Source organism: Sulfurospirillum arsenophilum NBRC 109478 (assembly GCF_000813345.1).
GTDB lineage: Bacteria > Campylobacterota > Campylobacteria > Campylobacterales > Sulfurospirillaceae > Sulfurospirillum > Sulfurospirillum arsenophilum.
The window spans coordinates 267,917-280,383 of the sequence record NZ_BBQF01000002.1; the positions used below are offsets into that span (position 1 = coordinate 267,917).

General features: G+C 38.8%; 12 protein-coding genes. 5 read left to right on the forward strand and 7 right to left on the reverse strand.

Features of this window, described 5'->3' with window-relative positions:
• Nucleotides 1-3: 3 nt before the first annotated feature.
• Together SAR02S_RS05705 and SAR02S_RS05710 are read right to left on the reverse strand one after the other, a co-directional pair.
• On the reverse strand, nucleotides 4-345 hold the full coding sequence (locus SAR02S_RS05705) for a hypothetical protein (RefSeq protein ID WP_232293996.1): 342 nt from the start codon (nucleotides 343-345) through the stop codon (nucleotides 4-6).
• Between the two features lie 112 nt (nucleotides 346-457).
• On the reverse strand, nucleotides 458-736 hold the full coding sequence (locus SAR02S_RS05710; protein WP_041957759.1) for a DUF2018 family protein: 279 nt from the start codon (nucleotides 734-736) through the stop codon (nucleotides 458-460).
• A 423-nt stretch (nucleotides 737-1,159) separates the two neighbouring features.
• On the opposite strand from SAR02S_RS05710, the gene SAR02S_RS05715 reads away from it, so the two are divergent.
• The 5 genes from SAR02S_RS05715 to SAR02S_RS05735 all read left to right on the forward strand — a co-directional run bounded on the left by SAR02S_RS05715 (nucleotide 1,160) and on the right by SAR02S_RS05735 (nucleotide 7,380).
• The gene (locus SAR02S_RS05715; RefSeq protein ID WP_041957760.1) at nucleotides 1,160-2,422 is read left to right on the forward strand and encodes an O-acetylhomoserine aminocarboxypropyltransferase/cysteine synthase family protein; all 1,263 of its coding nucleotides are present in this window, start codon (nucleotides 1,160-1,162) and stop codon (nucleotides 2,420-2,422) included.
• Nucleotides 2,423-2,432: 10 nt separating this feature from the next.
• Entirely contained in the window at nucleotides 2,433-2,846 is a 414-nt protein-coding gene (locus SAR02S_RS05720; RefSeq protein ID WP_041957762.1) for an RrF2 family transcriptional regulator, read from the forward strand.
• Nucleotides 2,847-2,866: 20 nt separating this feature from the next.
• Nucleotides 2,867-3,796 (forward strand): cysteine synthase A, encoded by a 930-nt coding sequence (cysK, locus tag SAR02S_RS05725; protein WP_041957764.1) that lies wholly within the window; start codon nucleotides 2,867-2,869, stop codon nucleotides 3,794-3,796.
• Nucleotides 3,797-3,891: 95 nt separating this feature from the next.
• Nucleotides 3,892-4,689, forward strand: a complete 798-nt coding sequence (locus tag SAR02S_RS05730; protein ID WP_041957766.1) for a GGDEF domain-containing protein — start codon at nucleotides 3,892-3,894, stop codon at nucleotides 4,687-4,689.
• Nucleotides 4,690-4,749: 60 nt separating this feature from the next.
• Nucleotides 4,750-7,380, forward strand: coding sequence for a valine--tRNA ligase (locus SAR02S_RS05735; protein ID WP_041957768.1), 2,631 nt, complete (start codon nucleotides 4,750-4,752; stop codon nucleotides 7,378-7,380).
• Between the two features lie 55 nt (nucleotides 7,381-7,435).
• Here SAR02S_RS05735 and mog read toward each other — a convergent pair whose 3' ends face one another.
• The 5 genes from mog to fbaA form a co-directional block, all read right to left on the reverse strand.
• On the reverse strand, nucleotides 7,436-7,966 hold the full coding sequence (gene mog / locus SAR02S_RS05740; RefSeq protein WP_041957769.1) for a molybdopterin adenylyltransferase: 531 nt from the start codon (nucleotides 7,964-7,966) through the stop codon (nucleotides 7,436-7,438).
• 2 nt (nucleotides 7,967-7,968) lie between these two features.
• Nucleotides 7,969-8,904, reverse strand: coding sequence for a ketopantoate reductase family protein (locus SAR02S_RS05745; protein ID WP_041957771.1), 936 nt, complete (start codon nucleotides 8,902-8,904; stop codon nucleotides 7,969-7,971).
• A 5-nt stretch (nucleotides 8,905-8,909) separates the two neighbouring features.
• Nucleotides 8,910-10,202 (reverse strand): histidinol dehydrogenase, encoded by a 1,293-nt coding sequence (hisD, locus tag SAR02S_RS05750; protein WP_041957773.1) that lies wholly within the window; start codon nucleotides 10,200-10,202, stop codon nucleotides 8,910-8,912.
• 193 nt (nucleotides 10,203-10,395) lie between these two features.
• On the reverse strand, nucleotides 10,396-11,265 hold the full coding sequence (locus SAR02S_RS05755) for a 1-aminocyclopropane-1-carboxylate deaminase (protein ID WP_041957775.1): 870 nt from the start codon (nucleotides 11,263-11,265) through the stop codon (nucleotides 10,396-10,398).
• 44 nt (nucleotides 11,266-11,309) lie between these two features.
• A complete protein-coding gene (gene fbaA, locus SAR02S_RS05760; RefSeq protein ID WP_156961449.1) occupies nucleotides 11,310-12,386 on the reverse strand; it encodes a class II fructose-bisphosphate aldolase in 1,077 nt (358 codons plus the stop codon).
• Between the last annotated feature and the right edge of the window lie 81 nt (nucleotides 12,387-12,467).

The following is a 12,467-nucleotide window of genomic DNA, read 5'->3' on the forward strand; positions in this document are numbered from 1 at the left end:
ATCCTACGGTTTCTTTTTTGGTTTAAACTCAACTTCTATACGTTGTTGATTATCTTCTATAAATATATCTAAAATTGCCTCTTTATTTCTTTGATCGAAGTCAGTAAAAACAATTTTTGCATAGGTTTGAGAAATCATTTTATTTTGACCATCGGGTAAAAGAGGAATTACCACACTTTCTAATGGGTATTTCTTTTCTAAAACATACTGCGTTGGGTAACCTCTATAGTTCACTAAAAGAGTCAACATGTTGTTGGTAAAGAGTGTCCAACGAAGCTTTAGTAAATACTCATTATTAGGATTTTCAGCTGTCGGCTTTTTGGTAACTTCTTTACGATTGATCAAAACGAAACCTAGCTCATCCTTTTTTAGAATAAACTTATGCTCATATTCATATTCTATTTCTGCAAAAAGTGTCTGAAAACTAAACAGCAGACAACATAAAAAGCACCCTAGTTTATTCATTCTGAGTTAAAATCGTACCAACACTGCTAATGAACAGGTCATTATTGTGTTCGACAATAGCATCCATTTCATCCATAAAAACGGTATGAATCATTGCATCAAGTGCTTCAGCTCCAACTTGTTTTTCAAGCAAAATTTCCATAGCACTGTAACGATCAACAATCTCTAGAAGCTTGGTTTTTACCAGCTCTTTGTTAGCATTAAAGAGAATATCGAAAAATTTACTCTTCGGACTTCCCATAAAAAAGTCATCTTCATCTTCGTATAACATCACTTCTCCTATGCTTTATATAGAAAAGATTATAGCACACTAAAGCTTGTCACATCTGAAAAAAGTATACTGGATTTAAGATTTTAAAATACATTTTATCACTAACAATGTGTTAGCGAGTCACTTTATATCACTCAAAAAAAACCATTTCAAAGTGCTTAAAAATAGTACTTTACATAAAATTATATGTATAATAATCTCTATAATTTTAGCTGTTAGCATCAACCCTATTTAATGTAATAATTGTATTATTTCGAAAAAATACGTTACATGTAAAAAGTCTTTTGATTCCATTGTCCCTCCCCTACTTAGTTAAAAAAACAATCCTTACTTTTTTAATCATTAGTTTTTTGATAAAGTTACTTGACATTGAAAAAAAAATAGTCTATACTTTCAGCAACAAAAACACAAAAAGGATTTGAAATGCATCAAGAGACACTTGCTCTACATTATGGTTATGACAAACAGCAGTTTGGAACAATGTCAGTTCCTGTTTATCAAACAACAGCATATGATTTTGGAAATGCTGAAACTGCAGCAAACCGTTTTGCACTCAAAGAGCTTGGACCCATCTATACACGCCTTAACAATCCAACAACCGATGTTCTTGAAGCTAGAATTGCTGCTGTTGAAAATGGTGAAGCTGCCATTGCAACCGCAAGTGGTCAAGCTGCGATCTTTTTTGCCATTGCAAACCTTGCAGAAGCAGGCGATAACATCATCGTTGCTAAGAAAATTTACGGTGGTGCAACAACACTTTTAACCCATACCATTAAACGTTTTGGCATTAAAGCAAAAGTATTTGAGAGTGATCATGCTGATGATTTAGAAGCATTGATTGATGATAAAACCAAAGCTATTTTCTTTGAAACGCTTTCAAATCCACAAATTGCCATTCCAAATATCGAAAAAATCGTCTCAATCGCTAAAAAATACAACATCCTTACCATTGCTGACAATACTGTCGCAACACCTATTTTATTTCAACCTCTTAACCATGGCATTGATGTGAGTGTCCACAGTGCAAGTAAATACATCTCAGGTCAAGGCAGTGCAATGGGTGGTTTAATTGTGGAAGCAAAAGGGCTCAATACAAAACTTATTGGCAACCCACGATACCCACAATTTAATGAGCCAGATGAAAGTTACCATGGTTTGGTCTATGCAACATTACCATTCCCAATCTTTTCACTAAGGATTCGCCTTTCACTCATTCGTGATATTGGAGCAACCATCGCGCCATTTAACTCTTGGTTACTGATTCAAGGACTTGAGACGCTTGCCCTTCGTGTGAAAGAGCATTCACGCAATGCCTATAAAGTTGCAACATTTCTAAAATCACATCCTAAAGTGAAAAAAGTATCATACCCTGGACTTGAGAGTGACCCTTTACATGGTAGAGCAAAACAGTACTTTACAGATGCTCAAACTTCAGGGCTTCTAAGCTTTGAAGTAGAAGGTGTTGAGTTTGCAAAACATATCCTCAATACAACTAAAATTTTCTCTGTTGTTGTTAACATTGGTGACTCTAAATCAATTATTACCCATCCAGCAAGTACAACACATCAACAACTCTCAGTTGAAGAACTAGAGCTTACTGGTGTTAAAGCTGGACTTATTCGTCTTAGTATTGGACTTGAAAACGCTGATGATCTGATCGAAGATCTTAAAATTGCGCTGGGTTAAGGGAGTATAAATGTCACTACTCTCAACCAAGGGAATGTATGGCTTAAGTGCCATGTACCAGCTTTTTTTATCAAAGAGCAATAAACCATTACAAATCAAAGAGATCTCAGCACGTGCTGAGATCCCACAAAATTATTTGGAACAGCTTTTGATTTTGCTTCGCCAAGCAGGGCTTGTTACCAGTGTAAGAGGCGCTTATGGCGGTTATCTATTAGCTAAAAATCCTGAGGATATTTTGATTAAAGATATTCTTATTGCTTTAGAAGGCAATCTTGTTGTTACTGATGCGGACGTGAAAGATCCTGTGCTTCGTATTTTCTATGAAGAGAGTAATGGTAAAATTCAAGAGATTTTCAATTTGCCATTATCTGAATTTGAAGTCTATTCACAACGTCTAAGTAACCAATTAAACTATAGCATCTAATCTAACTTAAGGAGATTCTTATGTATGCACAAAACGTAACAGAACTTATCGGCAACACTCCCCTTGTTAAAATAAACCGTATCGAAGGGGCATCAAACGCGTTAATCCTTGGTAAATGTGAATTCCTTAACCCTTCACATTCGGTCAAAGATCGTATTGGATTTAATATGATTAAAACAGCCCTAGATAAAGGCTTAATTGATAAAAATTCTATCATTATCGAACCAACCAGTGGTAACACAGGTATCGGCTTAGCTACTGTATGTGCAAGTCTTGGCATAAAACTTATTCTTACTATGCCTAGTTCCATGAGTTTGGAACGCCGTAAACTACTTGCTGCTTTGGGCGCAGAACTCGTACTTACGGAACCAGCACTCGGTATGAAAGGTGCAGTTGAAAAATCTCTTGAACTTTCAAAAGAGACACCCAACTCGTTTGTACCACAACAATTTGCCAATGAATCCAACCCAGCAATTCACTATGCAACCACAGCAGAAGAAATTTGGAAAGACACCAATGGTAAAGTTGACATCTTCGTTGCTGCCGTAGGAACAGGTGGTACGATTACGGGAACAGGGAAAAGACTTAAAGAACTTAACCCGAATATTCAAATTATTGCCGTTGAGCCAGAAACATCCCCAGTTCTTTCAGGCGGAAATCCAGGACCTCATAAAATTCAAGGTATTGGTGCAGGATTTATTCCACCCGTTCTTGATACAAAAATCTATAATGAAGTTGTCAAAGTAAGCTATGAAAATGCTGTCGAGACATCTCGTAATCTTGCAAAACAAGAAGGCTTACTGGTAGGTATCTCCGCAGGTGCTAACGTCTATGTTGCATCACAAATTGGACAAAAACCTGAGAATAAAGGTAAAACTATTGTTACTATTTTATGTGACACTGGCGAGCGTTATTTAAGTGCTGGTCTTTATGAGTATAAAGAGTCGTGAAAACGACTCTTTCTTTTTTTAATCACTTTTTCGTCTTTGCCTTTAACTGATTTTATGGTACTATTTTCCCTATCACAACAGGGGTATGTGTCATTATGAAAAGAATACCTAGTATTATGCTTAAAAAGCCCATTTTATTGGGTTCTATCACATTTGTTGTCAATCTTTTTATTAGCACAATACCTGTTTTAATCCTTCACGAGAAACATCTTGAGCAATATATGAACACGTTTGGTCTCTCAGAATTTTTTGATACCAAATTACTTGCCGAACAGCAGGGAATTGTCCATAGTGCTCTCTTCTACTCTTTTGTGTTTTCCTTTATTCTTGCCATCATCGTAACTCTTCTTGCCTCTTTTTTGAAAAAATCTTACCTTGAAGTCGAAAATCTTTCCCATGTTGATGGACTGACAGGACTTTATAACCGACTTATGTTTATGAGTGTCTTTCAAAAAGAGATTCCCAAAGTCAAACGCAACCAGCATCATCTCTTTTTAGTTATTTTAGATATCGATGACTTTAAACCTATTAATGATACATATGGACATCTTGTGGGCGATGACGCTATTAAAATAACGGCTCATACGTTGCAAAGTTTACTTCGAACATCAGATACCATTGCCCGTTTTGGTGGTGATGAATTTATTATTTGTATTGTTGATCATGATAAAGATACCGTTTCCACCATCGTAAACCGTATTTTAAATGAATTTAACTCTAAAATGATTCCAGTAATAAGGAACCATGAAAAACAAGAGATACCTATTAACCTAAGTATTGGCTACACGGCTTACAAAAACGATGATGACTTTAAAACCATGCTACAACGTGCCGACCAAGCGCTTTACATCTCCAAAGAAGCAGGTAAAAATACCGCTACGTACCTAGCTTAAACCAAGTCTTACCCCTCTTTTTGTATAATCCCCTAAAAAATTTATAAGGTATATAAACCTATGAGCGAAAAAAGCACCGTTTACAACCCAAAAGAGATCGAAGAGAGTTATTATAAGATTTGGGAAGATAGAGGCTATTTTGAGATTGATGGAAATATTGCCATTCAAGAGAGCGGCAAAAACTTCTGTATTATGATGCCTCCTCCAAATGTCACAGGAAGTCTGCACATCGGTCATGCCCTCACTTTTACCCTTCAAGATATTATCACTCGTTTTAAACGAATGGACGGTTTTAAAACACTTTGGCAACCAGGAACCGATCATGCGGGGATTGCTACGCAAAATGTGGTTGAAAAACAACTTTTAGCGCAAGGCATTAAAAAAGAAGAGCTAGGACGTGAGAAGTTCTTAGAGAAAGTCTGGGAATGGAAAGCGTACAGTGGTGGACAGATCGTTCATCAGATGCGTAAACTTGGCGTCAGCCCTGCATGGAGCAGAGAACGCTTTACAATGGATGATGGACTTAAAAACTCCGTCAAAAAAGCGTTTGTCAAATACTACAATGAAGGCTTAATCGTTCGTGGTAACTACATGGTTAACTGGTGTACCCATGATGGCGCGCTCAGTGACATCGAAGTTGAATTTGAAGCCAATAAAGGCAAGCTCTACCATCTCAAATATTTTCTGAAAGACTCTAGTGAGTTTCTCATCGTAGCAACCACACGTCCAGAGACCTACTTTGGCGATACTGCGGTTATGGTTCACCCTGACGATGAACGTTATAAACACCTTCTAGGCAAAAAAGTCGTTCTTCCACTCATTGGTCGTGAGATTGAGATTATCGCCGATGAGCACGTCGATATGAGCTTTGGAACAGGTTGTGTTAAAGTCACTCCTGCGCATGACATCAACGACTACGAAGTTGGCAAACGTCACAATTTAGAATTTATCACTATCTTTGACCCAAGCGGTATGCTCAATGAGCAGTGTGGCGAATTTCAAGGTCGTGAACGTCTTGAAGTCAGAAATGACGTTGTTTCAAAACTTGAATCACTTGGCTTTGTTGACAAAATAGAAGATTATGAAAACCAAGTAGGTCACTGCTATCGTTGTAAAAATGTCGTTGAACCTTACATCTCAAAACAATGGTTTGTTAAAAAAGAGATCGCAGATGGTGCCATCGCAAAAGTCAATGAACACTTAGCAGAATTTTACCCAAGCCACTGGCTCAATTCGTACAATGCATGGATGAAAGAGCTTCGTGATTGGTGTATTTCTCGCCAACTTTGGTGGGGACATCAAATCCCAGTCTTTTACTGCGATGCGTGTGGACATGAGTGGGCAAGTGAAGCGGAAAGCGAGCATGAATGTCCTACATGTAAAGCTACCACTATTCATCAAGACCCAGACGTTCTTGATACGTGGTTTAGCTCAGGCTTATGGCCTTTTTCAACGCTGGGTTGGGAAAATGGCGATGTGTTTAAAGGTGAAAAATGGAATGAGAGTGACTTAAAAGACTTCTATCCAAATACTCTCCTCATTACAGGCTTTGACATCCTATTCTTCTGGGTTGCGCGTATGATGTTCTCAGGCGAGCACACTCTTGGTGAGCTTCCTTTTAAAGACATCTACTTGCATGCTCTCGTTAAAGATGAACACGGTCAAAAGATGAGTAAAAGTAAAGGTAACGTTATCGATCCACTCGATACCATCAGCGAATACAGTGCCGATACTTTACGCTTTACACTCGCCATTTTAGCCGTTCAAGGTCGTGACATTAAGCTAAGTGGTGAAAAACTAGAACAAATTCGTAACTTTACCAATAAACTTTACAATGCTTCACGCTTTTTGCTGATGAATGCTAACTCATTTGAAGATTTAGAAAATATCGAAATTAAAACCCCATTGGGTGCTTATATGAAAAGCCGTTTGGCCGTTGCGATGGAAGAGGTCCGTGGGCACTTTAGCGATTACCGCTTTAATGATGCAGCAACCACACTTTACCGCTTCTTGTGGGGCGAGTTTTGTGACTGGGGTATAGAGCTTAGTAAAGCCGACAAAAGTAGCATGGCAGAGCTTGGAGCTATCTTTAAAGAGGCAATGAAACTGATCCATCCGTTTATGCCGTTTATCTCAGAATTTTTGTATCAAGAACTCTCCGACACAACATTAGAATCATGTGAGTCTATCATGGTCAAGCGTTATCCTCATGCCTTAGTGCGTGATGAAAAAATTGAAAAAACGTTTGAATTGGTCATCGAAGCAATTGTTGGCATTCGTCGTGCAAAAGCCAACATTGACCTTGGAAATAAAAAAATCGAACATGCTTACATCAAAGTACCTGATGCTGCAAATCTTAAAGATGCTATTAAATACATTTGTTTATTGGCAAAAGTTGAGAATATCGACTTTACAGAGACTAAAATTCCAAATTCAGCTACTGACGTAGGTGATAATATTGAAGTATTCATTTCACTTGAGGGTGTTGATTTAAGCCCTATTATTGAGCGTTTGAACAATCAAAAGATCAAACTTGATAAAGAGATTATGAAGCTTTCAGGGATGCTTTCCAATGAACGCTTTGTGGCAAATGCACCAAAAGAAGTCATAGCAGAAAATCAAAAAGGTTTAGATGACGCTAAATCAAAAATGGCAAAAATTGACGCAGAGCTTAGCTCATTTGGCGTTTAATCTTTACATGTAAATGTGTTGGAACTTGAAAACTCCAACACATTTTCTTCTTTTCTTACGCTTTGGGACGAAAAGGTTTAATGACCTCTTCATTACATGTAAGAAAAGGTCCTTCTAAAAGATCAATACAATACGGCACCGCAGGAAACACTGCGTCCAAACACTCACGAATAGACTTTGGTTTTCCCGGAAGGTTGATAATAAGACTCTTACCTCTAATGCCTGCCGTCTGACGCGATAAAATCGCTGTTGGCACGTACTTTAGGCTTACTTGACGCATTAACTCTCCAAAACCGGGCATCATCTTCTCACACACGGCTTCTGTTGCCTCAGGTGTTACGTCGCGAAGAGCTGGTCCTGTTCCTCCTGTGGTAACAATAAGAGAGCATCCATCATGATCTGCCATGTGTTCAAGGGCTGCTTCGATCAATGGTTGCTCATCAGGAATCACTTTATAGACACTCTCCCATTTACAGCTGAGATACTCGTTTAATGTTTCAATAATCGCTTTCCCTGAGAGATCTTCATAAATTCCCGCACTTGCACGATCGGATATAGTTAAAATACCAATTTTAATCTGACTCATTGTCATTGCTCCATGTTAAATTCTAGTAATGCTTTAATCGTTTTTGTATAGGGTGCATCAACCCCTATTTGATGAAGGGCTCTTATCACAACACCGCAAATCTCTTCTATTTCTAAGGCTCTTCCCTGCTCTAAATCAACCAACATTGAGGGTTTAATCGAGTCAAACTGTTTGATTAATTCAAACATGGCATCCACATCTTCTTGTGAAATCTTTACATGTAAACTTCGTGCGGCATGCGCTGTCTCTTGCATAAGACCTTGCACCACTTCACTAAGAGAACTTTTGTCAAATAAAGCACCTGTTTTGACGCGAAGTAATGCACAAAGAGCATTCACACCGTTATTGATAACAAGTTTTTTCCAAAGCTCTTGTTTAATGTCATGTGTCGTTTGAGTAGGAATGCCCGCATGTTTAAATGCAAGGGCTAGCTCTTCTAAAAAACGCTCATTGTCCATAGAAACATGCATCATGCCAAGAATGGTCTCAGCCGTACCTATAGCTTCTATATGCGCTGGTTTTACCACATGAGCGCCAATTTTACGCGTCAATCCACCTATAATATACTCTTCGGCAAAATAGTCACCTAAAATAGCTTCGTTTTCTACACCGTTTTGCAATGAGAGAATATAGGGAGGATTCATCTGATTTCGAAGCCATAGAGCAAGTTGAATGGCAATTTCGCGTGTTGCAGTTGATTTAGTGGTAAGAATGATAAGATCAAACGAGGCAGCATCCATGTCTGCTAAGCTTTGAAGATCAAAAGCTTTTATTTTTTCTGCAAACTCGAAGCTTGGATGCTTTACATGTAAACCCTCAGTTTGAAGTGCTTCAAGATGAGCACCTCTTGCTACAAAAGCTACCGTGTGACCCGATTGGAGTAAACGTGCTCCAAAGTAGCCACCAACACCACCTGCTCCAAGAATAAGAATATTCATGCTAATTATTTTGAAAGACGAACGCGAACACTCGCTTCATGTGCGCCAAGCCCCTCTGTGTGCGCGAGTAATGCACACGCTTCGCCAATTTCATCAATACCTTGCTTACTCATACTGATAATCGAAGAGCGCTTCAAGAAGTTCTCAACACCCAGAGGTGAGTAAAACTTAGCCGTACCACCCGTTGGTAGCGTATGGTTTGGTCCCGCGATATAATCCCCAATAGGCTCAGGCGTGTAAGAACCCATAAAAATAGCCCCTGCATGGCGAATTTTTGGGAGTAAATCAAACGGATGAGAGGTGACAACTTCTAAGTGCTCTGGTGCAATTTGATTCATCAAATCCACCGCTTCATCCATCGAAGAAGTTACAATAATCGCCCCACGCTCTTTGATGGAAACTTCTGCAATCGCTTTACGATCCAGTTTCTCAAGCCACGCATACACCTCGTCACGCGTTTTTTCCGCTATTTCCAAAGACGGCGTAATCAAAATAGAACTTGCCATCTCATCATGCTCTGCTTGCGAGAGCAGATCAATGGCTAAAAGATGCGGATCAGCGCTGGTATCGGCTAAAATACCGATCTCGCTTGGTCCTGCGATCATATCGATATTGACTTCTCCAAAAACGAGCTTTTTAGCGGTGGCTACAAAAATATTACCGGGTCCTGTGATAACATCAACTTTTGGGATGCTCGCAGTACCATGCGCCATCGCCGCAATCGCACTAGCACCTCCAACTTTATACGCCTTTTTAATGCCACAAAGGTGCATAGCGGCTAAAAGAAGCGGGTTTAGTTCATTATTAGGTGCAGGTGTGCAGACAACGATCTCTTTAACGCCTGCAACAAGAGCAGGAATAGCATTCATTAAAAGACTGCTAGGATACGCCGCTTTTCCACCAGGAATGTAAAGCCCCGCACGATCGACTGGCGTCACTTTTTGACCTAAAACCGTGCCATTGTCTTCAAAATCAAGCCATGATTTTGGCATGAGTTTTTCATGGTACGTATAAATGCGCTTATAAGCAAGCTCTAACGCCTCTTTGAGTTTGGAATCGAGTGCATCGTACGCTTTTTTCATATCAGTGGTTTTCACTTCAAGTGCTTCATCATTTTCAACGTGCCATTTATCAAATTTTTCAATATGATTTTTTAAAGCACCATTACCTTCAGCTTTAATCTCCGCAATAATAGTTGAAACAATTTTCGAGACATTTTCCATGTCCATGTGCCCGCGACGCAGTAGTTCATCAAATTGGGCTTTAAAATTTTGCTCATTGGTTTTTAAAAGTAACATTCTCGATCCTCTGTAAAAGTTCTTTATTAGACTTCTTTCATAACCCTTGAAAAGATAAAGAGTTTGCTAAGAGTGCATTAATTTTTAAAACTCAAAATTGAGTCATAGCCAAAGCTATAATGATCTTTTTAGTTTTAAAAAGTGATGTGCTATAAGCGATACTCTTTTTTCAATGGGTTATGAAAGAAGTCTATTATAGCATATTTGCCTTACGCGCATACCGAGCCAACATGGAAACATTGCCCAGAAGTCCTCCTTGATGAAGGTAAATCGGTGTCCCTTCTAAACTATCACGATGCTCAAGAAAAGCTTTCCATCCCACAGGATCGTACACAAGGTCAAATTCAACTCCCATTTCATCTTTGAGGCGCTTCCATAATACATATAATTCTACATATAATTTTCCATAATGATACTTTTGCTTGGTCTCTAAAATGGCGGGATAAAAATTCAAATTGGGTTCAACCATCTCCCACTGCTTTTGCAAATAAGCACTATCACCAACGGTATTACATGTAAAGACAGGAAAAGGCAAATGCTTTTGCAAAAAAAGTGCGGTAGTACCTGTTCCAGAGGGCAGGAAGAGATAAGGATTACTAAGACCATGTCTCTTCACATCAAGCACAAGCTCCTCAGCTAAACGTTTTATGCCCTCTTCGGCTTCGATCTGCCTACCACCCTCTTCTACATGTAAACTTGTTTCAGTAAGCCATTTTTGTGCTTCTTCCTCTCGTGTCAAAGACTCCACTATTTGCATACCATTTTCAAGTGCCACTTTATAATTCCCTATGGGATTTTCTTTGAGAAAGCTTGGAATATGATCGCAAATATAAACAAATTCCCAGCCTTTTAGACGTGCTAAAACTGAAAGTGAATACATGGCATTGGATTGATTAGATCCAGAACTTACCACACGCTTAATATGAGGAAAATCATGGGTTAGAAAATAGTGAAATTTACGCGCTTTATTGCCTGAAAAATCTTTATCTAAAAGATCATCACGTTTAAGATAAAAAGTGTTGTTATTGAAAGTTCGTTTTTCAAAAGGAGAAGGAGAAAACATTTACATGTAAAGAAAAAGAAGCCTCAAAATGAGGCTTCTTTGGATTAGCAACGATTTAAACAATTAAGATCTTCAAAGGCTTTTAAAAGACGGCTTTTAATAGCCTCTTCGCCAGGGCGAAGCCATTTGCGTGGATCATAGTATTTTTTATTGGGCTTATCAGCACCCTCTGGGTTACCAATTTGTCCTTGAAGGTAAGGTGCATATTTTTCAACATACCCTTTAACCCCTTCCCAAAATGCCCATTGCGTATCCGTATCAATGTTCATTTTAATGACACCGTACCCTACGGCTTCACGAATGTCAGAGAGTTCACTTCCGCTTCCACCGTGAAATACAAAGTTCACAGGCTTAGCATCGGTTTTAAATTTTTCTTGGATGTATTTTTGAGAATTATCTAAGATTTTTGGTGTTAAGTTAACATTACCTGGTTTATAAACACCATGAACATTACCAAATGATGCTGCAATCGTAAAATTAGGGCTAATTTTCAAAAGCTCTTCGTAAGCATACGCTACATCTTGTGGTTGTGTGTAAAGGGCTGCATTGTCCATGTGGGTGTTATCCACACCATCTTCTTCGCCACCCGTACAACCAAGCTCAATCTCTAACGTCATACCCATTTTACTCATACGTTTAAGGTAAGAAACACACGTTTGCACGTTTTGCTCTAATGGCTCTTCGGAAAGATCCAACATGTGTGAGCTAAAAAGTGGTTTGTTTGTTTTTGCAAAATGCATTTCACTTGCACTGAGTAATTCATCAATCCAAGGAAGTAGCTTACGCGCTGCGTGATCTGTATGTAAAATCACTGCAATACCATAGGCTTCAGCCAATGTATGCACATGTAATGCGCCACTGATAGCGCCAAGTACACCCGCTTTAAGTCCATTGACACCTTTACCTGCATAAAATTCAGCTCCGCCATTGGAGAATTGTACAATGACAGGAGAATTAGCAGCTTTTGCTGCCTCTAAAACAGCATTAATAGAATTTGTTCCCACGACATTGACAGCGGGGATTGCAAAATGGTTTGCTTTTGCAACCGCAAAAACCTTCTGCAGATCATCGCCAGTAACAACACCCGGTTTTACAAAATCAAAAATTTTCGCATTCAACATGAAAACGCCTTTTATTTCAATTTTTACACGCCTTAAGGCTTCGCTATGCATAAAAAAAGCCTTTACCTCTTTCGAGATAGA

Excerpts from the sequence above, each read along its gene's own strand:
- mog (WP_041957769.1), bottom strand. The coding sequence starts at position 7,966 with ATGAGTCAGATTAAAATTGGTATTTTAACTATATCCGATCGTGCAAGT.
- SAR02S_RS05730 (WP_041957766.1), top strand. The coding sequence starts at position 3,892 with ATGAAAAGAATACCTAGTATTATGCTTAAAAAGCCCATTTTATTGGGT.
- SAR02S_RS05735 (WP_041957768.1), top strand. The coding sequence starts at position 4,750 with ATGAGCGAAAAAAGCACCGTTTACAACCCAAAAGAGATCGAAGAGAGT.
- fbaA (WP_156961449.1), bottom strand. The coding sequence starts at position 12,386 with ATGTTGAATGCGAAAATTTTTGATTTTGTAAAACCGGGTGTTGTTACT.
- SAR02S_RS05720 (WP_041957762.1), top strand. The coding sequence starts at position 2,433 with ATGTCACTACTCTCAACCAAGGGAATGTATGGCTTAAGTGCCATGTAC.
- SAR02S_RS05710 (WP_041957759.1), bottom strand. The coding sequence starts at position 736 with ATGTTATACGAAGATGAAGATGACTTTTTTATGGGAAGTCCGAAGAGT.
- hisD (WP_041957773.1), bottom strand. The coding sequence starts at position 10,202 with ATGTTACTTTTAAAAACCAATGAGCAAAATTTTAAAGCCCAATTTGAT.
- cysK (WP_041957764.1), top strand. The coding sequence starts at position 2,867 with ATGTATGCACAAAACGTAACAGAACTTATCGGCAACACTCCCCTTGTT.
- SAR02S_RS05715 (WP_041957760.1), top strand. The coding sequence starts at position 1,160 with ATGCATCAAGAGACACTTGCTCTACATTATGGTTATGACAAACAGCAG.
- SAR02S_RS05755 (WP_041957775.1), bottom strand. The coding sequence starts at position 11,265 with ATGTTTTCTCCTTCTCCTTTTGAAAAACGAACTTTCAATAACAACACT.
- SAR02S_RS05745 (WP_041957771.1), bottom strand. The coding sequence starts at position 8,904 with ATGAATATTCTTATTCTTGGAGCAGGTGGTGTTGGTGGCTACTTTGGA.